This is a genomic window from Nocardia sp. NPDC049526, assembly GCF_044465765.1.
Lineage (GTDB): Bacteria > Actinomycetota > Actinomycetes > Mycobacteriales > Mycobacteriaceae > Nocardia.
Genome location: NZ_JBITMA010000001.1, coordinates 116108 through 137604, shown reverse-complemented (window position 1 = coordinate 137604; position 21497 = coordinate 116108). Strand labels below are relative to the sequence as shown.

16 protein-coding genes are annotated in these 21497 nt (G+C 67.1%); 8 read left to right on the top strand and 8 right to left on the bottom strand.

Features of this window, described 5'->3' with window-relative positions:
- Positions 1-750 carry a class I SAM-dependent methyltransferase gene (locus ACIBW7_RS00505; RefSeq protein WP_397044092.1) on the bottom strand — a complete coding sequence of 250 codons (750 nt, stop codon included), beginning with the start codon at positions 748-750 and terminating at the stop codon, positions 1-3.
- A gap of 216 nt (positions 751-966) precedes the next feature.
- Here ACIBW7_RS00505 and ACIBW7_RS00500 point away from each other — a divergent pair, with 216 nt between their 5' ends.
- Positions 967-2133 (top strand): glycosyltransferase family 4 protein, encoded by a 1167-nt coding sequence (locus ACIBW7_RS00500; RefSeq protein WP_397042706.1) that lies wholly within the window; start codon positions 967-969, stop codon positions 2131-2133.
- Positions 2134-2408: 275 nt separating this feature from the next.
- On the opposite strand, the gene ACIBW7_RS00495 is transcribed toward ACIBW7_RS00500, so the two are convergent.
- Entirely contained in the window at positions 2409-4682 is a 2274-nt protein-coding gene (locus tag ACIBW7_RS00495; RefSeq protein WP_397042704.1) for a hypothetical protein, read from the bottom strand.
- A 222-nt stretch (positions 4683-4904) separates the two neighbouring features.
- Here ACIBW7_RS00495 and ACIBW7_RS00490 point away from each other — a divergent pair, with 222 nt between their 5' ends.
- Both ACIBW7_RS00490 and ACIBW7_RS00485 read left to right on the top strand, forming a co-directional pair.
- Complete coding sequence (locus ACIBW7_RS00490) at positions 4905-6407, top strand: polysaccharide biosynthesis protein (protein WP_397042702.1); 1503 nt, start codon at positions 4905-4907, stop codon at positions 6405-6407.
- A 44-nt stretch (positions 6408-6451) separates the two neighbouring features.
- Positions 6452-6817 carry a VOC family protein gene (locus tag ACIBW7_RS00485; protein ID WP_397042700.1) on the top strand — a complete coding sequence of 122 codons (366 nt, stop codon included), beginning with the start codon at positions 6452-6454 and terminating at the stop codon, positions 6815-6817.
- A gap of 80 nt (positions 6818-6897) precedes the next feature.
- Here ACIBW7_RS00485 and ACIBW7_RS00480 read toward each other — a convergent pair whose 3' ends face one another.
- A complete protein-coding gene (locus ACIBW7_RS00480; protein ID WP_397042699.1) occupies positions 6898-8004 on the bottom strand; it encodes a DUF3068 domain-containing protein in 1107 nt (368 codons plus the stop codon).
- A gap of 238 nt (positions 8005-8242) precedes the next feature.
- Between ACIBW7_RS00480 and ACIBW7_RS00475 the strand changes: the two genes are divergently transcribed.
- Complete coding sequence (locus ACIBW7_RS00475; RefSeq protein WP_397042697.1) at positions 8243-9448, top strand: acyltransferase family protein; 1206 nt, start codon at positions 8243-8245, stop codon at positions 9446-9448.
- An 80-nt stretch (positions 9449-9528) separates the two neighbouring features.
- Here the strand turns inward: ACIBW7_RS00475 and ACIBW7_RS00470 are convergent, their stop codons facing one another.
- The 5 genes from ACIBW7_RS00470 to ACIBW7_RS00450 all read right to left on the bottom strand — a co-directional run bounded on the left by ACIBW7_RS00470 (position 9529) and on the right by ACIBW7_RS00450 (position 16469).
- On the bottom strand, positions 9529-10029 hold the full coding sequence (locus ACIBW7_RS00470) for a DinB family protein (protein WP_397042696.1): 501 nt from the start codon (positions 10027-10029) through the stop codon (positions 9529-9531).
- The gene (locus tag ACIBW7_RS00465; RefSeq protein WP_397044090.1) at positions 10030-14409 is read right to left on the bottom strand and encodes an alpha-(1->3)-arabinofuranosyltransferase family protein; all 4380 of its coding nucleotides are present in this window, start codon (positions 14407-14409) and stop codon (positions 10030-10032) included.
- Between the two features lie 149 nt (positions 14410-14558).
- A complete protein-coding gene (locus tag ACIBW7_RS00460) occupies positions 14559-14726 on the bottom strand; it encodes a DUF2613 domain-containing protein (RefSeq protein ID WP_327095051.1) in 168 nt (55 codons plus the stop codon).
- Positions 14727-14840: 114 nt separating this feature from the next.
- On the bottom strand, positions 14841-15932 hold the full coding sequence (locus ACIBW7_RS00455; RefSeq protein WP_397042693.1) for an isochorismate synthase MenF: 1092 nt from the start codon (positions 15930-15932) through the stop codon (positions 14841-14843).
- 57 nt (positions 15933-15989) lie between these two features.
- Entirely contained in the window at positions 15990-16469 is a 480-nt protein-coding gene (locus ACIBW7_RS00450; protein WP_397042691.1) for a universal stress protein, read from the bottom strand.
- Positions 16470-16612: 143 nt separating this feature from the next.
- Between ACIBW7_RS00450 and ACIBW7_RS00445 the strand changes: the two genes are divergently transcribed.
- The 4 genes from ACIBW7_RS00445 (at position 16613) to ACIBW7_RS00430 (ending at position 21474) form a co-directional block, all read left to right on the top strand.
- Entirely contained in the window at positions 16613-17941 is a 1329-nt protein-coding gene (locus tag ACIBW7_RS00445; RefSeq protein ID WP_397042690.1) for an ADP-ribosylglycohydrolase family protein, read from the top strand.
- Between the two features lie 37 nt (positions 17942-17978).
- The gene (locus ACIBW7_RS00440) at positions 17979-19139 is read left to right on the top strand and encodes a glycoside hydrolase family 3 N-terminal domain-containing protein (protein ID WP_397042688.1); all 1161 of its coding nucleotides are present in this window, start codon (positions 17979-17981) and stop codon (positions 19137-19139) included.
- A 252-nt stretch (positions 19140-19391) separates the two neighbouring features.
- On the top strand, positions 19392-19991 hold the full coding sequence (locus tag ACIBW7_RS00435) for a TetR/AcrR family transcriptional regulator (RefSeq protein ID WP_354956604.1): 600 nt from the start codon (positions 19392-19394) through the stop codon (positions 19989-19991).
- A 247-nt stretch (positions 19992-20238) separates the two neighbouring features.
- Positions 20239-21474 carry a DUF5685 family protein gene (locus tag ACIBW7_RS00430; protein ID WP_397042686.1) on the top strand — a complete coding sequence of 412 codons (1236 nt, stop codon included), beginning with the start codon at positions 20239-20241 and terminating at the stop codon, positions 21472-21474.
- The last annotated feature ends 23 nt before the right edge of the window (positions 21475-21497 follow it).

Below are 21497 nucleotides of genomic sequence, written 5' to 3'. Positions count from 1 at the left end.
CTACGACTTGGTGGCAACTACCACCAGATTGCTCACCAGTAACTCTCGCAACACGGGTACGCGAACCACCCACCAGGCCCAACGCGGGTGGTAGCGCGGGAATGCGATGCGCACATCTGCGGAAGTGCCTGCCGCCCAACGCAACCCGTCGGCAGCGCCGACCGCGAACAGCGACTTGCCGAAGCGGTTCTTCGGTTCCCGGCCGGTTTTGCGACGGTATCGGCGCGCTGCGTACTCACCACCGAGGTAGTGCCATGGCCCTGTTTCGTGGCCACCGAACGGACCGTGCCACACCGTGTACGAGAGCACGATCAAGCCGCCGGGGCGGGTCACGCGGACCATTTCGTCGGCCATGACCCACGGCTGCGGCACATGCTCGGCGACGTTCGAGGAGAAGCAGATGTCGACCGCGCTATCCCGGAACGGCAGTGCCATACCGGACCCGCGGACCGCGCCCGCTACCGAGAGTCCGGCGGCGTGCATCTCCGATGGGTCGGGCTCGACGGGGATGTAGCGGGCACCGGTCTTGACGAATTCGTCGGCGAAATAGCCGGGGCCGCCGCCGACATCCAGGATGGTCGCGCCCTCGAGGCCGTGTCCGGTGACATCTGTGTAGAAATCGCCGATCATCGCCGCGCTGTCGGCGGCCAGACCGCCGTAGAACAGTGCGGGATCGGTCTGCTCGAACCGGAAACTGCCGAGCAGTCGCAGCGACCGGCGCAAGGTTGCCCGCCGCGCGAACCGGGACATGGCTCGTCCGCGCCGTGGGGCACGCGTCGCCACGGCCTCGGCTGGCTCGGTTTCAGCAGTCGGCACGGCGCAGAGTCTCGCATAGTGCGGGCGACGCACCGCAGTGCCGCCTGCCTGGGGTGGGAATTCCCGCGCGGTGCGGATTGGCCGGTTGGTCGCGCGGGTTAGGGTGTACGGCGATAATCCGTGACCCTGCCGACCGAGAGAAGCTCCACCGTGCGCGAAGTCCTCCTGCTGTGCTGGCGTGACACCGGGCACCCGCAGGGCGGCGGCAGCGAACGGTACCTGGAACAGGTGGGTGCGCAGCTCGCCGCGCGGGGGGTCAAGGTCACCCTGCGCACCGCACGTTATCCGGGCGCAGCGAAGCGGGAGCGTGTCGACGGCATCGATATCAGCCGGGCGGGCGGACGCTTTTCCGTCTATCCGCGGGCGCTGGCCGCGATCGCACTCGGACGGCTCGGCATCGGGCCGCTGCGGGGTCTGCGGCCCGATGTGGTGATCGATACGCAGAACGGGATCCCGTTCTTCGCGGGAGCGGCGACGAAGGCGCCGTCGGTGGTGCTGGTGCATCACGGGCATCGGGAGCAGTGGCCGGTCGCCGGACGGTTCGTCGGGCGGATCGGCTGGTGGATCGAGTCGCGGCTCTCGCCGCGGGTGCATCGACACAACCAATACCTGACCGTTTCGCTGCCCTCGGCCGAGGAACTGGCCACGCTGGGGGTGGACGGTTCCCGGATCGCGGTGGTGCGCAACGGCGCCGAACCCGTTCCAGTGGACGCCCCGACCGGCTGCGCGCAGACGCGCACCGAAGAGCCGCGCATCGTCGTGCTCTCGCGGCTGGTGCCGCACAAGCAGATCGAAGACGCGTTGGCGGTTGTTGCGCGGCTACGGAGTCGGATTCCCGGCCTGCGGCTCGATGTGATCGGCGACGGCTGGTGGGCGGACAACCTGAAGGCCGACGCCCGCCACCTCGGCATCGCCGACGCGGTCACCTTCCACGGCCACGTCGACGAGCGGCGCAAACACGAATTGCTCGCGCGCGCGTGGGTACATGTGCTGCCCTCGCGCAAGGAGGGCTGGGGCCTCGCGGTCATCGAGGCGGCGCAACACGGGGTACCGACGATCGGTTACCGCAGTTCGCGCGGACTCACCGATTCCATTGTCGACGGGGTGACCGGGGTGCTCGTCGACGATGTGAGCCAGCTCTGCGAGTCCGTCGGTGAGCTAGTCGACGACACCGAGGTGTGCGCTGTCATGGGGGAGAAGGCGCGTGCCCGTGCACGTGAATTCTCTTGGGAGCAAACCGGGAACGGTGTGTACGAGGTGCTCGCGGCCGCGGCTCGAGGTGAGCACAGCTCGGGGCTTATCCCGCCCGGACCCTGATCGGTTGTGGATCGCGGTCATGCGACGAACTCGTCGTTGACCGGCAATGCGCGTGCGGGCGTTCGGGATGGCGTGGCCCTTTGAAGCGATCGCGAAGTCGGTGCGCAGTGCGTCTGTGGTTCCTGTTCGGCTGACAGCGGCGGCGTGCTCCCGTCGTGTGCCGGCTGGGGAGGTCGCCGATGTCGAATGTCATAGGCGTTGTAGGCCTGCGCGATTCACGCCCTGCCCTGAGCGTGGGTTGTAGTCCTATTCGTGTGCGTGTGCTGCCGCTCGGGTCAACGGCGTGGGCGCAATACGGCCGCGAGCAGCAGACCGCCGACCAGCAGGGCGGCCCACAGGAAGTGGGCGGCGTAGGCGATCACGCGGTGTGCGGACTGTGATTCTTCGAAATGGCCGGTGGCGTCGGGGACTCGGTACAGCGCCAGTTGGGAGTCGGCGTAGACCGAGTCCAGCTGGGCGAGTGTTGTTTTCGACTCGCCGAGTGGTCCGGGTGTTGTGCGTTCGACGAGAACCCAGCCGACCCCGAGCTCACCCAACCGCCGTGCCGAATCACCGTGCAGCAGTGCGGTTTCCACCTCCCGAGCCCTGGTACCCTCACCGGCCACGGTGCGCCCGTGCACCGGAAGCTCACCGGTCTGCAGCACATCGCGCGGCAACATCCGTGGCGCCGGATCCAACACCGCCACCTTGCCGCTGTACGGAAACTTCCGAAACATCCCGCCGGGCAACACCGCAACATCCCCGGGCCCATCGATCCGCTCCGCAACCCGCTGCCAGCCGACCGGATAATGCACCGGCTTCAGCGCCCCGCCGACGCCCCAAGCCAGATCGAACAGCGGCAGCACCAGCAGCGCGATGAATACCGTTGTGGTCAATGCCATCCCGGGCGAGCGGGCAGGCTCCTTCGTCGCGGCGCTATTCGCCGCGAAGCGCACGGCGACCGCTCGACACCCAGCGGCGGCGCACAGCGCATACGCGGGTATGGCAAGCGCCACATACTTCTGCGTATCCCGCAACAACCCCGCCCCCGGCACATGAGCAACAAGCCACTCCATACCGCTCATACCCCACGATGTCGCCCCCAGTGCAGGCAGCACGACGGCGAAAGCCGCCAGTACCAGCAGCCCCCGGCCAACTCGCAAGCTCTCACGATCGATGCCGTCGCCAGCGGGTGCAGCGTTGTCTCCGCTGGTCGTGACAGCGATTTTCCCGACCTCGGGATGCTCCGACGGGATTGTTGCGGAATCGGATTCGTTGTCGGCGCGACGGCCGATTGCGGCCTCGCCGGTTGTCCCGACCGGAGTTCGGGGCGAATCCGGATCGGCGTCGATGGTGCGGTCGCTCGGGACGGACGACTGGGTTGCGCTGTCGTCGATGGGGGTTGCGCCGAGGCCAGCGGGCTCGGCTGCTCCGCGACTCGAACCGGCGTCGCCTATCTCGGATGCGACGTCATCGGCTCGGCGACGGGTGTCAGACATTTCGTCCGTGTGGGCGGGCGAATGCTTTGTGCCGGTGTTGGACTCATCGACACGTGCGGTGCTGGCCGGGGGTGTGGACTGAACACCGGCATTGCCGTTTGCGCTCGTCTTGATCCCGGCGGTGGTGCGGATGCCGATGGCTACCAGGGTCAGGAGTAGTGCGGTGCCGATCAGGGCGAGGGGGGTGGTGCGGGAGGCGGGGACCGAGTCGGCGTTCCAGATTCCGCCGAGTCCGGCCAGGGAGCCGAGCGTGCCGAGGGCGGGTTCGGCGCGGGCGGCGAAGGCGGCGATTCCTGCGGGGTCGGAGGGTTCGGAGCCTGCGCCGGACAGTGCCGTCGCGGTCGACCACGGTGCGGACGTGGCCAGCAGCAGTGCGAGCGCTCCAAGCAGATTCCGGCGTCCGACCAGGACCATGGCGGTGCAGCCCGCCAGCAACGCACCCGTCGGGGTCAGTCCCGCGGCCGCGAAGCATCCAGCCAGAGCCGCCCACGAACTCACGGCACTCCTGCGCGAAGCGGACTTTCCGCTTCGGCTCGGGGCCGCTTCGGCGTTCGGCTCGAGTGGCGGCTGCTTGCGGGATGCGGCGTCCGGGTTGATCGAACAGCGGATTCGGTAGGCGGCCAATGCGGTCCAGGGCAGGGCTGCATATCCGGTCAGGAGGCTCCAGTGGCCTTGTAGCAGACGCTCGGCGACGTATGGGTTCCACATGGCGACCGTGACGGCGACCAGTTGAGGGCCGATCGATACCCGAAGCAATTCGCGGGACAGGACCGCGGCGCCGAATCCGGCTGCCCACAATGCGACGAGCAGTATTGCCTTGACGATCGAACCGCCGTCGATGAGCGGCGAGAGCACTGCCAGCAGCGCGTCCTGAGGGACTGCGCGTGGGGCCGCGTCGCCGAGACCGAGCGCGGAGTCCGTCAGGTAGGAACGCGGCGTGCTCACTGCGTCGCGCAGCAGAAGATAGCCCGGCCCGAGCAGTGGGCCTGTGATGAGCAGCGCCAGCAGGCCGCTGTAGCAGGCGGGTGCGAACCGTACCCACCGTGCGCGCCGAGCCGGGCTGTCACTCACGCGTGCACCCTACGTTCCGAACGCGAAGCCGGCCGCCCCGGGTTGCTGGGCTGTGTCGGCACTCGCCGGCGCTGGAAGTCAGCGCCCGCCACCGGTTGCGCAAGCAGAACCGACCTGGCGTTCGGCAGCATGCGCCGGCGTAGGCAGACGGCAGCGCCGTTGTCGGAGACCTGTGGGCCGGGGGTGTGCGATCCACGGGACGGTAGGTGGGACGATTGCCGCGTGCCTGCAGTCCGTCGTCTTCCCGTTGTAGCGGATCTGACGTTGGTGACGGCCGGGGCGATGACCGCCAATGTGGCGGGGTATCTGCTGCAGATGCTGGCCAGCCGTTGGTTGGGTGTCACCGGCTACAGCGAATTCGCCAGCCTGCTCGCGGTGCAACTCTTGTGCGCGGTACCCGCCCTTGCCCTCCAGAACGTGGTTGCCAGGGAACTGGTGCGCGGGGCGAATGTGGCGGCGCTGCGCGGGTTGCAGTGGCGGTGTGCGGTGATCGTCGCTGTGATCGCCGCGGTGCTGGTGCCGGTGGTGACGGCAGTGCTGAACGTCAGCGTGCTCGCCTGCGCCGCCGCCCTCGGCGCCGCTCCCGCCCTGGTCCTGCTATCCGGCGAACAAGGAATCCTGCAGGGCGGCAGACGCTTCCGAGCCCTGGCCATAGTCCTGGGCGCAGCCGGAGTAGCGCGCGTGGCCCCGGCCCTCGTGGTCCTCGCAGCCGGTGGCGGCACCGCACCCGCATTGTGGGGCGCTGCCCTCGGAATCATCGTCGCCGCCGCATTCGCCCGCTCCACCGCAGGCTCGCCCCCATCCCGCCCGCGCCCCGCTATTGCCCCGGAGACTGAATGGTCGCCGGGTGTTACCCCCGAAGGGCCGCAAGATGGCACTGCCGTCGAAGGACCTTTGCCTGGGATCGCGGTCGAAGGACCGGCACGTGGAGCTCGGGCACAAGATGACGGTGACTCCGGCACCGAGTGGCCGCCGTCTCTGGGGCGTGGTGTTTCCGAGGGTGAGGTCGCGGCATCTCGGCGCGACGGTGCGGCAGAGCGATCGCGGCTCGGGGGTTCGACCGAGGGGAGAGCCGCGCGAGGGCGGGCACGCGGTACGCCGGGCGAGGCCGTGGGGCGGGGCGTAGGTTCGGTCGGCGTGTTGCCGGTGTTGCGGGCAGCGCAGGTGCAGGCGGCGTTGATGGCGTTGTCGTCGGCGGATTTGATAATTGCGCGGGTCGTTTTGGATGAGGCGGACGCGAGCAGGTATGCGCTCGGGGCGATTGCGGCGAAGATCGCGTTCTGGCTGCCGCAGGCGGTGGGGGTGGTGTTGTACCCGCGGATGGCGCAGCCCACGCATTCGGCGCGGGCGATTCGGGATGCGCTGGCCGTGCTGTCCGGCATCGGGACCATCGCGGTGTTGGGCGCGGCGGTCGCTGCACCGATCGCGCCGGTGTTCGCTGGACAGGACTATGCGCCGATCGAGGGCCTGCTATGGCTGTTCGCCCTACAGGGCGCCATCCTCGCGGTGCTGCAAGGGGCCCTGCTCTCGGCAATCGCAGTAGACCGCACTGCCCTCGCGGCTCTGACCTGGCTCGGCCTGGCAGTCGAAGTGGTCCTCATGATCTCGTTCGCACGCTCCGTCCCCACCCTCATAACCACCGCCGTCGCCGTAGCAGCCGCCACCACCCTCCTCGTCGCGGTCATAGTCCTGCGCACCGCCGCCCACTCTCGCCCGTCCGACTGACGCCTTCTGAACAATCACAGGTGAAAGTCGCTTACGATCACGGCATGATCACCGCTGTGCACACGCTGGTCTATGCGGAAGATCCGGATGCGGCTCGGGGGTTCTTTCGCGATGTACTCGGGTGGCCGAATGTGGATGCGCATGGGGGGTGGCTCATATTCGGGACTCGGCCGAGTGAGCTCGGGGTGCATCCGGCGGATGGGCCGCCGCGTCACGAGATTTCGTTGATGTGCGATGACATCGAGCAGACGATGGCGGAATTGGGCGGGCGCGGGGCGGAATTCGTGGGCGAGATCGCCGAGCGGGGTTTCGGGCGCTGCATCGATATGAAGATTCCGGGCGCCGGAGTGATGCTGCTGTATCAGCCGTCGCATCCCGTTGCGTACCCGCTGGGGCCGTCCGCGCCCTGAGTACCGCCGGAACCATCTTGCGCCGAAACGAACTCGGCTCCCCGACATAACGCCGGGGAGCCGAGTAGGCGAACTAACCGTCAGAGATTCTTCTGGATCCTGATCTGCTCGGTCGGAGCATCATCTCGACCGCGACCCGGCCCACGCCGACCCGCACCGGCCGGAGCTGCCCCGCCGCGAATCCCGAGGAACACGCCGCCGACCACGGCGACAACACCGAGCACACCGAGCACGATCGGCATGATCCGGCCGTACAGCGACAGCTTGTCGATGTTCTCCTTGGCCACCGAGATCTGCGATTCGATGGTGTTCTCGTCGAAGACGAGGTGCGACTTCAGCGCGGTGACATCCGGGTGGTCGCCGCTGCGCGCGTAGTACAGGTGGATCTGCTCGCCACCCTTGATCACGGTTCCGGTCTGCGGCTCGACCCACAGGTCGCGGGTGTCGGTGTAGAAGCGGGTCATGGTGACCGGGTCGTCGCCCTCGAGGCCCCACTTCGAGGCGGGCAGGCTCAGCTTGTTGGTCGGCGACTGGATCACGTCCCACATGTTTGTCACCGGGACCGACATCTGGAAGTGGTAGACCTTCATGTCGTTGATCTCGGACTCATCGATGAACTTGGCGTCGTAGGACTTACGCGCATTGACATCGAAGTACGGGTAGCTCTTCTTCTCGGTGCCGATCGGGAAGCGGTACTGCAGACCGGTGTGCTGGACCGGGTCGGCGATGCTCTGCATGTCCTTGTTCACCGTGACGGCGATGGAGCCGTTGGGGTCCTTGGCCACCGGGGCGCCGGTCTTGCGGTCGATGGTGACCCGGTCGACGGTCGCGGTGAGCAGGCCGGTGTCGCCCTGCTTGTCGATGCGCCGCAGGGTCTGACCGGCCTGGACGGTCATCTCGGTGGCGTCGGAGGGCTCTTCGACGGTGAGGAATCGCTGCGAGATCAGCGGCACATTCGTGTCGATCTTGGCCGCACCCTCCGGTGCGGTGAGCGACTTGGAGTCCAGGACCAGGCTGTCTTCGCCCGGCTGGTTCGTCGCGATGGTGGTGATCTCGAGATCGAGTGGAGTTTTCGCCAGTTTGCTGACGGTGTAAGTCGGGATCATCACCGCGGCGACGATCAACAACGCGCCCAGACCCACGAGCAGGCAGGCCACCGTCCTTCTGGTTCCGGCACTCAGTGCCATGCAAACTCTCCTCGTCGTAGAACACAGGTCTATACGGCGAGTACTGCGGGCGCGCCGCTGCACTCGTGAGCCCCGACACTAACAGCCCGATGTCGTACCATGCGGTGCCGAGCCCGGATTCGACCCAGAAATCGCCCGAGTTTAGCGCGAAATCTGAAACGTGGGGTTACCAGCTGGTAGGACATATCCGTCGCGACTGCTTGCAGGTCGCTCGAAAGGACCTGCAGACTGGAGTTCGATGACCGCCACCCTATCCACGCCGACCATCGACGCACCCGTGCGCACGCGCGGTTTCGTGCCCGCCTTGGAAGGTATGCGCGGCATGGCCGCACTCGGTGTGCTGCTGACGCATGTCGCATTCCAGACCGGCGCGGCGAATGCGCCTGTGCTCGGGCGCGTTTGGGGACGGTTCGATATGGCGGTCGCGGTGTTCTTCGCGCTGTCCGGATTCCTGCTGTGGCGTCCGCATGCGGCGGTCGCGCGCGGACTGGGCACCGCGCCGTCGGTCGGCCATTACCTACGGCATCGGGCGGCGCGCATTCTGCCCGCGTATTGGGTTGTGGTCGCCGCGGTGCTGATCCTGGTGCCGAGTGCGGCCGATACCGCGGGCCTACGGGTATGGGCTTCGAATCTGGCGTTGACGCAGGTATTCGTGCCGCTCACGCTCACCGACGGCCTCACTCAGATGTGGAGTCTGTCCGTCGAGGTGGCCTTCTATATTGCGCTGCCGCTGCTGGCATTCGCGGCGGTGCGGTTGCGTGGCGATGCCGCGCGCTGGCGCATCCCCGCGATCCTCGCGCTCGCGGTGGTGAGCCTGGGCTGGAACTTCATTCCGGTGCCGACTCCCGACGCCATTCACTCCGATAATTGGCTGCCCGGATATCTGCCGTGGTTCGCGGGCGGCATGTTGCTCGCCGAGCTCGTCGACAATAGGGATCAGCTATCACCGCGGCTTCGGCTGCTCGCCAATCAGCCGGTGATGTGGAGCATCGCGCTGGTCGCCTTCTTGATCTCCGCCACCGACCTGGGCGGTCCCGCCGGGCTGACGCGGGCCGAGCCCTGGCAGTACGCGGCGAAGATGGGTTTCGGCGCGATCATCGGTTTCGCGCTGCTCGCTCCGCTGGTGCTGCGCCCGCCCGGCGCGCGTCCACATCGCTGGTTGGAATCCGGGGTCGCCGCGATGATCGGGCGCTGGTCCTACGGCATCTTCCTCTGGCATCTCGCGGTGCTCTCGGTGGTGTTCCCGATTTTCGGAATCCTGCCGTTCGGCGGCAACTTCGGCAAGGTGCTCATCCTGACGATCGCGATCACCCTCCCGATCGCGGCGGCCAGCTATGCGCTCATCGAGGAACCGGCGCGCCGGTTCGCGCGTGATCGCGATCGCGCCAAGGCGGCGCGCTCGGCTACGACCGTGACGGAAGCGCGCGACGAGACGGTCGGCTGACCGGATTCGGGCCTGCGGCGAGTGAATTGCTCACGCTCGGTGACTCCGCAGGGCAGGAGATCGGGCGATTGTGGGAATGATCAGCTGTCGAGCTGGCGGCGGATGTCGAGCAGATGGTGCCGGAGTTCGTGCAGCGTGTGCAGGGCGAGCCAACGCAGCGGACGTTCCTGGCGCTGCGGGAAGTTGTAGATGATGCTCCGGTCCCAGTCCGCGCGTGTCAGCCGATCGAGGACGTTGGCGAAGAGCAGGGCCGCATCGTCGAGCTGTCGGGCGACATCGGCCGGCTGCTGTTCGTTGTACCCGTCGTGCTCGACGCGTTCATCGCGACCCATCGGCTCGAGCGCCGGAGTATCGACCCGGCGCGCGAGCAACACCCGTTCTCGTTGTGCGAGCAGGACATCCCGCACATGGCATGCATACTCCAACGGCGACCACACATCCGGCGCGGTGCGCTGCCGAAGTCCCCGACCGTCGCCGGCGAGCAGTGCCGCGTATTCCGCTGCGTGGCCCCTGGTCAGTGCCGATACCTGGGGAACCAAGGCCGGGTCGTACTCGAATCCGCACTCCGCGCAGTCCGTCACCTATTCGAGGCTATTCCCTCGACGATGTTCACGTCGGGCGGGCAGCGCGGCGATGCCGACGGCGATCACGGCGAGCAGTGCGGGTACTTGCACCCACAGCGAGCCGCCCATGTATCCGCCTGCGGCGCGCCATGGTCCGGTGGACAGGGCTGCCGCCGCGGTGGCGGTGCCGAGGCCCGCGACGGCGGTGAGGACTTTCGGCGTCATCCGTGCGGAGAACCGAGTGGCGGCGAGCGCGACCACGGTCAGTGCGGTGCCGACCGGTCCGGCGATGACTGTTGCGACAGCAGTGATTCCGAGCGCCCCGAGAATGCGATTGCCCCAGGTGGTCGGGGGCGCCGCGCCGGCGGCGGTTTGCTCGGCGTGCACGTTGGAGTCGGCACGGCGGCGCGTACCAGGCGGATTTCGAGTGGCGTCTGCGCCCGCGGGTGAATTCGGCTCCGGGCCAACGGTTGCCGGGATCCGGCGCTTGCGGGGGATGGCGATCAGGATCAGCAGGATGAGCAGCAGCAGGCCGCCGAAGATGCTGAGGCGGTACCAGCGGTCGATGGGGAATGAAACGGTTATGGGATTCGATCCGGCGGCGTAGTCGTCCGGGAGCAGCCAGCCTTGCTGCCAGCCGTTGACCACGACCGGCTCGAGTTCTTTGCCGTCGGCGGTGCGCGCCTGCCAACCGATATTGGTACTGAGCGGCAGGACGAGGAGCTGTCCCGATGTCGTAGTGGGCGTAGCCGCGGGGGCGAAATCGGTCCGGTTCAGGCGAAGCCGGTCGACGAAGAAAAGATCCGTCGGTGCCACCGTCACGTCCGCTCGCCCCGCGGCCAACGCGATCGTGTCGGTGGATTCGATACCGGTGTCGGCCGCATCCGGTGTGCGAGCCGCACTCGCGCCATTACCGAGTGCGGGGTCGGCTGAACCGAGGCGGCCGTTCTCGGTGCCGGCCAACCCGGGCGGAAGTTCCGAGTCCGCACACACACGAGCGGGAACCGGTGCACCAGAGCGCAATTCATCAGCGGTCGCGGTGACGGACGTATGCACGAAACGTCCCCCGAGCGCAATCGTCGGCCCCTGCGCACACGGAACGGTGATCAGCCGATCCCCTGGGGCGGGCGCTGGGTAATCGGGACCGAGTACCGATACCTCGGCGAGACCGGGCGGCTGCGTCTGGGCGAACCCGAGGGCGGTGCGGTCGAGGACCGGCTTCCAGGTCTGGATGCTCAGTTCGATGCGGTCGGTCACGGTGGGCTGCAATGAGACTCGGGTCGATTCGCCCGGTTCGATCTCGCGAACCTGTGGGCCGTCGCCGAGATTTACGACTATCGAAAGCGGTGCGGCGGGCATCTCGCCGAGCGACGGTGTCACGTCCAACCCGGTCACCAGCGCCGGTTCGGGCAATTCCAGTGTGAGTGTCGGTTTGCCGCCTGCCGGATTCCGCACCGAATCCTCCGGCGCGGTCCAACTCGTGCGCGGATCCCCATCGGTGGCCGCGAAGGCGGAACCACGAAGGTCACCGACATCTGCCTTACCCCGGGCGACGGGGTGCGTGTTGTCGGTGAGCAGCGCCTCGAGCGCCGGACCCTGTCGAGTCCGCACGGTCAACTGCGGCGTCACATTCACTGGTTCGGGAACCGACAGGGTGCGTTCGAACGTGCCGGGTTCCTCCGGCGCCAGGGCGAGTCCCTTGCTGCACCGCACCCGATCCGGCGCATCGAAACACGCGCTACGCCCGGGAAATTCCTGGCCGAGATCCCAGGACCGCACCTGCGCGCCCGGCGGGGTGGGCGGCAGCACGGTCCGATGCCGAATATCGACCCGCACCGGCGCACTCCGGTTGGTGTAGTCGTCCAGAGTCAGCTCGCTTATTCCGAATTGCCCACCGCGCGTGCCGTCCTCGGTACGGATGGCGGTGATGGTGAGCCAGTCCGTTTTGCCCGCAGGCAGCGAAATCGACACCGGCATACCAGGTTCGGGAATCCGCGCGGATACACTCCCGTTCGCGGTCCGCACCTCGACCCACTTCACCGGATCGCCGATCGCGGCCGCGCTGGTGGTCAGCTGCAACAGCCCGGAGCTGATCGGATGGTCGAGATCGAGCCGAAGCCATTGTCCCAGTGCGTGTTCGGCGCCATTGCTGATCCACGCGGTCGACGGATCACCATCGACAACCGCGGCCGTCGAACTGCCGGGCGCGGAGCCGCCCAACTGCGTGGCGTCGGCGGCGGAACTCGATGCGGTGACCGTCGCACCCGACCATTCCCCGCGCGCCAATTCCGCACCGGGAACGGGATAGTCGGGCACAAGGTTGTGCGTGCGGCGCGCATCGTCGGGCGCGCGCAGCGCCGAATTGTGATTGTCCACCCGGCCGAAGTCGGCCTCCCGGTCCATCGGCGTATCCGTCACCGTCACAGGCCCGATCGGCAATCCGGCCGCCGCCGCATCGGATGCGAGCAGTGTCGGCGCGGTTCCGGGATCGCGACGCAACCGTTCGAGCACTTCTGGCCCGCCCTGAACCGTCCCAACCGAGGGCATGCGCACCGTGTAGGCGCCAGGGAATGATGTCGGCGCGCCTGTGCCGCTGTGAATCTCGATCGGAGTGCCCGCAGGCGATGCCGCGACGCGATAGATCTCGACCGCCGGATACGCGGGGCGCAGATCACCATCGGCGACCAGACCATCGGGTCTGACAGTCTCGATCGGGTTGCCGAATTCGGCCACCTTGCGCAATCCCGGCGACCCGTCGATCGCCTGATGTGCCAACATCGGCCGTGTCGAACGTGACGTCTCCGGATCGAGATCGTTGCGCAACACCAGAATTCCGATGCCCTGCTCGGCCAGTGTCGCGGCGAGTCCGGTCGACGGTCTACCGTCGGCGATCAACCGCTGTACCGAATCCATGGCCCGGATGGTGCCCGGCGGGTTCAGCGGCACCGCATCCCGGATAGCCCACGGCGTACTCGCGAGCGCCTGTAGCGGTTCGTCGCGGGTGAGGCCCCACACCTGACTGCCGAAGGGTGCGCCGGGCACAACCAGCGCTCGGGTATCGGATGCATTGTGGGACAACCACTGCGCCGTCTGTTTCCAGTATCCGGGCACTTCGTCGTAGGCGCCGCGCGGTGCCAGCTTCGCGGTCCAGGCCAATGAGGTGGACAGCGCGAGCGCGGTGAGGATCAAGGCGGCGACGGCGACCGACTTATCGCGTTCGGGATGGGCGAAGGCGCTGCGCCACACCGGCATCGGGACGGACGCGGGCAACGGCACCTTGCTCAACATATGCGCGAGACCGAGCATCAACGGAATTCGGATCAGCGGTTCCAGCTTGTGCACATTGCGCAGCGGCGCGCCTCCGGCATCCAGGAATACCCGCACCGAATCCGCGAACGGCCCGCTCAACTCACCGACAAATCCGGCACAGATCCCGACCAGCCCGACCAGCAGGATCAGCGCGAGCCGCCCGCGATACGGCATGGACCGCATCGCCAATCCGGCCATACCCGCCGCCGCGAGCAGTCCGGTGGCCAGCACCGCGGCGGGTTGGGTCACCAGCACCGCGCCCGCGATCCGCTCCGGCGAGACGAACGGCGTCCAACTGTCGGTGCCGCGCAGCACTTCACCGAGCGAGGCCCACTGGGTGGTCACCCCTGACGATTCGATGTAGTCCAGGAACGGCGGACTCACCTTGCCGAGCACCAGCAACGGCACCGCCCACCAGAATGTGGCCAGCACCAGCAGCGGAATCCAGGCCCGGGTGAACCGCCACCACTTCCGGTTCGGTCGATACGACGCCCACCACAGCAGCGCGGGCAGAAATGCCGCGACCGTCGCCACCGCATTGACCGCACCCATCAATGCCAAGGCCAGCGCACTGCCGGCGGGCGACGCCGCACCGCCGCGCCGGTTCCGATAGGCGGTGCCCAGCGCGGCGGGCGCGAGCAGCACCCACGGCGCGAGCACCATCGGCAGCGTCTCCGAGGAGATCGAACCCAGCGTGGTCAGCACCCGCGGTGACAGTGCGAATGCGGCCGCCGCCACGATTCTGGACCCGCGCGAGCCGATGCCGAGCGCTTCGCAGAGCCGCACGATGCCCCAGAACCCGGCGAGCAGCAGCAACGCCCACCAGATCCGCTGCGTCACCCAGGCGGGCAGACCGAGTAAATGTCCGGCGGAGAAGAACGCACCGTGTGGGAAGAAATACCCGTAGGCCTGGTTCTGCACCTGCCCCATCGGGGCCTGACTGCTCCACAGGTGGGCGGCGCGTTCGAGGAAGCCGAGCGGATTCTGCGCCAGGTCGTATTTGGTGTCGGCGACCGTCAGGCCGGGCGCCTGGAGAAAGGTGAGCAGGAACGCCGCGACCACGGTCCCGACGAACCAGCCTCTGCCCAGCGGGGCGCTGCCGTGCTGACGCGCCGCGCCGGAGGTTCCGAACGAGTCGGAAAGTGAACCGGAACGCTGTGTTGAATCTGCGGCGCTCACGGGCCCTCCGTGGTTACGCAGGCTGCCGCCTACGGGCCTATCGCTCGCACCGCGGGGGATCAGCGGCTGCCGTACTCAACGTTGTTGAGTAGCGAGGAGGTGGAGTCGGTGCGCTCGATATCGGGCCGCGTGTTCTGCTGCACTGCCATCGTGATGACGAACACCGCGATCACGCCCAAAACGGCGCCCGCGACCGCACTCGCAACACCAGGGACAGCAAACTTCATCGCGGCACTCCAATACATCGATGCAGGCACATTCTGGGCCAACCTAGCAGGGCCGCGCGCGATCACCTACGTTCAGGCCACCGATAGCGGAACCGAATAGCGGGCGCGGGTCGCTCAGCTCGGGATGGCGCAGTGCAAACTGCCGAGCAATGTGCGCAGTTTGGCGGTGGTCTCGTCCAACTCGGCGCGCGGATCCGAAGCGGCCACGATGCCGCCGCCCGCGAAGGCGCGGATCGAGCGCCCGTCGGCGGCGATTTCCGCGCTGCGAATCGCGACCACCCATTCGCCGTCGCCGTATGCATCGCACCAGCCGACCGCGCCGCCGTAGAAGCCGCGTTCCTCTTCTATATGCGCGATGGTGTCGAGGGCGAGATCGGTCGGCGTGCCACAGACCGCGGGGGTGGGATGCAAGCGGATCGCCAGGTCGAGCGCGGTCGTCGCAGGATCGCGTAGGCGACCGGTGATCGGAGTGGCCAGATGCCAGACCTCGTGGGTATTGATCAGCTGCGGGCCGTCCGGGATGGTGAGTTCCGCGCACACCGGTGCGAGCACCTCCCGAATCCACTCGATGACGAACGCATGCTCATCACGATTCTTGGTGCTGGCCAACAACTCTCGCGCCTGCGCGGCATCGTCGTCCGGATCGGCGAGGCGCGGCAACGTCCCCGCGAGCGGATGCAGCGTGACGGTGGCGCCGTGTCGTGCGACCAGTACCTCCGGGGTGGCGCCGACCAGCGTCGCACCCGGCCGCCCCGCGGCCGTCAGGTCGACCGCGAAAACATTCGCATGCGGATGCCTGGTCAGCAGATGTCCCGCGACCAACTCCGGTTCCAGCGCGCTATCGGCTTCGGCCAGCACCGATCGAGCGGCCACGACCTTGCGCAACGGCTGCGCCGTATCGTTCAACTGCTCGACCAATTTCGTCACCCGCGCGACATGCTCTGCCGGACTCGGTATTTCGGTGATGACCCGGACGGCGGGCAAGTCCGGCAGCGCCGCGGGCCGCCATGGCCCGACCGTGCGCTCTGCCTGCTCGGGCACGCAAAGCGCGGCCGGATTCCGGGGATCGAACGGCAGGGCGCCGACGATCAGCTCGGCGGTCCCGTCCCGCAGCGCCGCCACCGCCCGCGTCGCCTCGTCGAAGGTGACCCGGGTCCCCGACGCGCGGATCACCCCACCGGGCTGAGCGAGCAAGAAACCGTTCATGATCCCTCGACCCTAACCCCGCAAACCCGGAGCAGAGCCACCCGAGCGACCCAAATCTCAGCGACGCGGTTCCCTGCCCGGCGGCACCATGAGCACCGGACGGTGGCAATGCTTGAGTACGGCGTCGGCGACGCTGCTGTGCATCAGCGCTCGAATACCGGTGGCGCCGCGCGTTCCTGCCACGATGATGTCGACGTCCAGGTCGTCGGCGGTTTCGACGATGGCGTTCCAGATCGTCGACGTGCACTCCGCGGTGCGCGCCTCGGCGTTGAGGCCGGCGAGTTTGGCCAGGCGGACGCCTTCGGTATTGATATTGCGGGCGTCGACATAGGCGACGTCCTCGATCTCCTCGTCGGGCACCCATTCCGGCTGCATCACACCGGAGAGTCCGGACAGCCGAGCGGCCTGGCGCACCATCGGTTCCCAGGCGGTGAGCACCACCGCTCTGTTCGCCGCGAGGAACCGGCCGGCGTATTCGATGGCCCGCTTGGCATTTTCGGAACCGTCATAGGCAATGAGCATGAGATCGCACGGCACGATGACCTCCAGGTAGGAGTCATTTGGCTACGCCACAACATTACTCCGGACAACCCCGTCACGAGGTATTGCCGCGCGCGGATAATCTGCTGCGGGAACGGATCGGCGGAAAACCGACTGGGCGACATGGACCGGGAGCGGATATGCCCGATGCGAACGAACTGGTGTTCTTCGGCAGGCACGAGATCGACCCGCGGACCCTGCTGTTCTATGAATGGCGACAGCGACTCGAATCGGGCTATCCGGTGGCCGAGTTCGAGTCCGAGGTGCACGCGCTCGTCACCGCCGATCATGTCGAACCGGCCGAATGCTGGGTGGTTTTCGATCGACTCGAAAGCATCGAACGCGATCCCTACTGGGGTTATGACGAATCCGAAACTGCGGCACCACAGTCGGTAGTGCCCCCGGTCGCGCCGATACCCGAACTGTTCGAGCGGATCCACGGCGGATGGCTCGGGCGCTGCGTCGGCTGCACGCTCGGCAAGCCGCTGGAAAACGGATTCGTCTGGACGCCCGCGCGAATCCGCGCCTACCTCGAGCGGGCCGGCGCCTATCCACTTACCGACTATGTGCCCGCATTATTGCCGCCGTCGCCGGAATATCCGTTGAATCCGACCTGGCCGGTATCGGCAAAGGGCCGTATCGACGGTGCACCGCGCGATGACGATGTCGATTACACCGTGCTGGGATTGCACCTATTGGAAACATGCGGAACGAAATTCACGCAATCCGATGTCGCGGATGCGTGGTTGGCACATCTGCCATTTCTGCAGACCTACACCGCGGAGCGGGTCGCTTACCGGAATCTGATCGCCGGTCTGCACCCGCCGGCGGTGGCCAGGTATCGAAATCCGTATCGCGAGTGGATAGGTGCGATGATCCGCGCGGATATCTACGGTTACGTCAACCCGGGTAATCCGGCGCGCGCGGCCGAACTCGCCGCCCGCGATGCCGGGCTTTCACATACCGGCAACGGCGTGTACGCGGCGATGTGGGCTGCCGCTTTGGTAGCCGCGGCCTTCACCGCCGAAGGTATATCGGATGCGCTTTCGGTTGCCCAGCAATGCATTCCGGAACGTTCGAGGTTGCACGTCGCGGTCGCCGAGGTGCTCGCGGACCATGACAGCGGCAGGTCATGGGAGCAGGCTCACGAAGCCATTCACCGCCGCCACGACCACTACAACTGGGTGCACGCCATTCCGAACGCCTGCCTCGTCACCGCCGGTTTACTCTGGGGCGCAGGCGATTTCACCCGCACCATCGCGCTGACCGTGCAAGGCGGTTGCGATACCGACTCCAATGGCGCGACGGCGGGTTCGGTCGCTGGAATTCGCGCCGGTGACCGCGGAATCCCGACCCACTGGACCGATCCGTTCCACGACCGGCTGCACAGCGCGGTCTTCGGCCACGATGGCAGCCGAATCTCCGACCTGGCCCGCCGGACGCTGCGACTGGCCGCTAGCCATACCTGAGTCGGACCGTCCCGAGCACGCCGATTACCGTGGACTTATGCGGAAGACGCCTCTCGTCCTGCTCGCAATCCTCGCCGCCGTCGCGACGGCGTGCTCGAACGGCGACTCCACTCCCGCGCCGTCGAAATCCGCGATTCCGGCCGCGACGGCCGGTTCCGCGGCTCCCGTCACCACCACCGCCAAAGGTGACTGCGGTGCCGACTTCCTCGCGAAACTCACCCTGCGCGAGAAACTGGGGCAACTGCTGACGGTCGGTGTCACCGGTGCCGACGACGCCACGAATGTGGTGCGCAATTCGCAGGTCGGCGGTATTTTCGTCGGCGGCTGGACCGATAAGTCGCTGCTGGCCGACGGCCTGATCAAACAGGTCAAGGCCGCCGCCAAAGTGCCGCTGATGGTGACCATCGATGAGGAGGGCGGCCGGGTCTCCCGGGTCAAGGATCTGATCGGCCCCGCCCCATCGGCCCGGGTGACCGCCCAGACCATGACCGCCGAGCAGTTCCACGACGCCACCGTGACCCGCGGCCGCGCGCTGAAGGATCTGGGCGTCACGGTGGACTTCGCCCCGGACGTCGATGTGAGCAGTCAGCCGGACGACTCCGTCATCGGTGACCGGTCCTTCTCCGACGATCCCGCGGTGGTCACCGAATACGCCGGCGCCTACATCCGCGCTATGAACGAGATCGGGGTCGGCACGGTGATGAAGCACTTCCCGGGCCACGGCTCCGGATCGGGCGATTCGCACACCGGCGCCGTCCGTACCCCGCCGTTGACGGAGCTGCAGAGTGTCGACCTCGTGCCGTTCCGCAATCTGGTCGACTCCGGCGCCGCTGCCATGGTCGGCCACCTCGACGTACCCGGCCTGACCACCCCCGATGTCCCCGCCAGCATCAGCCCGCAGGCCATGGCGCTGCTGCGCGATGGCACCGGCTACGGCGCGGCACCGTTCCAGGGGCCGATCTTCACCGACGACCTCGGCGGCATGGCCGCGATTACGAGCCGGATGAGCATCGAGGACGCGGTCGAGGCGGCGCTGATCGCCGGTGCCGACAATGCCCTGTGGATCACCACCGATGCGGTGCCGCAGGTGCTGGATCGCCTCGAGCAGGCGGTATCGAGTGGACGCCTGTCTGCCGACCGGGTCGACGCGTCGGTGCTGCGGATGGCTCGATTCAAGGGCGCGCTGCAGCCCTGCTGACGGTTGGCCTTTCTGCCGACCCGGCAAGCAGTGGCTAGCGGGTGTCGTATGTTGTACAGCCGCCTTATCGCCGTACACCCGTAGTATTCCTCTGCTGCACAGCTGAACAGCTGGGCACGCGAATCCAAGGACACCGCGGTCCGAAGGATGGGAGCCGAGTGCCGATAGTTCGCCGAACTTACGAACGCGCAATCCGACCCGCCGAACTTACCTTGGAGTAATATAAGAGTTTCACCATGTGGTAGGAGAGTGATGGCGGGCGGAACGAAGCGACTTCCTCGGGCGGTTCGTGAGCAGCAGATGCTCGACGCCGCGGTCGAGGTGTTCTCGCGTAGGGGGTTCCACGACACCTCGATGGACGCGATCGCCGCCGAGGCGAAAATCTCCAAGCCGATGCTGTACCTCTACTACGGCTCCAAGGATGAATTGTTCCGCGCCTGCATCCAGCGCGAGGGGCTGCGCTTCATCGAATCGGTGGCGCCCGCCGGCAATCCGCAACTGTCCCCGCACGAACAGGTCCGCACGGCGCTCGAGGGTTTCCTCGGATTCGTCGATCGCAACCGCAACTCCTGGCAGGTGCTCTACCGCCAGGCGATCGGCCAGCAAGCCTTCGCCTCGGAAATCGAGAACGCTCGCGAACGCGTCATCGAACTGACCGCCAAACTGCTCGAATCCAGTGCCAAGCACGCCGAACCCGGCACCAACTTCGACGTCGTCGCCGTGGCCGTCATCGGCGCGGGCGAGGCCATCGCCGACCGAGTTGCCAGCGGCCGCATCGAAGTCTCCGAGGCGGTCGACCTCCTGGACGACCTCGCCTGGCGCGGTCTCGCGGGCCGCAAAAAGGCCGAATAACCCCGTCACCCTTGTCGACGGTAGTCAAATGGTCGCAGCCACCATTCGACTCCCCCGGCGATGAAACGCTCGAGAACGCCCGGGATGTCGGTGCAGGACAACAGGACCCACCGCAGCAACCCGAATCGGACTGCGGCAACCGGCAAGCACCGCTCGGCTTGCGGCCGTGTTGACAGGCTGCGAGAGTGCGGGAGATCAAGAGAGTGGACCGGCGCTGTGGTCGGGGAACGGGGCGGAATTGTTCGGGATGTTGCGGCCGTGTTCGCATGGGGCCGAGAAGTACGGGATCGATGCGAGCACGTGGCGTGCACATATGTGTGGGCTGTGTTTGGGGTTGCGGGATGGGCACGGGCAGTTGGCGCGGACGGCGACCAATACCGATGCGATCGTCCTGAGCGTGCTGACCGAGGCGCAGATGTCCGGCTCGATCGGGCGGACCACGGCAGGCCCGTGCGCCCTGCGGGGGATGCGTCGCGCGGAGGTGGCGAGTGCGGATTCGCCGGGCGTACTGCTGGCTGCCACCGCGTCACTGTTGCTGGGATCGGCCAAGATTCGCGATCACGTCGACGATGGTGACGGCTCAGCCCTCACTCGGCGTCCGATGACGAAGGTATCGAGCCGCTGGGCCGACCACGCGCGATCGCAGGCATCCTTGATCGGCCTCGATGTGGAACCGCTTGTCGCCGCGATCAATTCGCAGTCGCGGTTGGAAGCTCTCGCCTCGGTGGGTACCATCCGCTCCACCGGCGCCGCAGCGGGCACGTTGCTCGACGAAGCGTCGGAACGTGCATCTCGCACGATCTCGCTCGACGCGCTGACCGCACCGACCCAGATCTGCGCGGCGGAATTCTTCGCGCACACTGCGGTGCTGGCCGACCGCCCGGATAACGTCGCCGCGTTGCGTGAGGCGGGCAGGAATTTCGGACGGATAGCGCATCTCGCCGATGCCGTCGCAGACTTCGACGACGACCGGACCCGCGGCCGCTTCAACCCGCTCGCTGCCACCGGAACCTCCATGCCGGAGGCATACGACCTGCTGCGGCAATCGGATTCGCACCTGCGCAAGGCCGTCGCGGAGGCGAAACTGGACCAGGTCCCGACCATCCGCTGGATGCTGCTCGACCCGCTGCACGCCTTGGTGCACAGGGTCGGCCGCGGCCTCGGCGCAACCGCCCACGCCTGCAGCACATCTCGGCACACCGCGACGATGCAGTACCCGATGCCGCCGGGGACGGGATTCGAGAAGCCGCCGCGTCGCCCTGGCATCGGCGAGGCGCTCGCATTGGTCCTGGGCGTCTATTGCACCGGCTACGCCTGCTGCGCTGACCACACCAACCCGTGCAACGGCAAGCGCAAGGACGCCTGGATCAAGAACTGTGACTGCGGCGATTGCTGTGACTGCGGCGATTGCAGCTGTAACTGCTGCGGCAACTGCTGCGACTGTGACGGTTGCTGCTGCGACGGCTGCGGCTGCGACTGCTGAAACTCGGCCCAGTAACAGCGAAG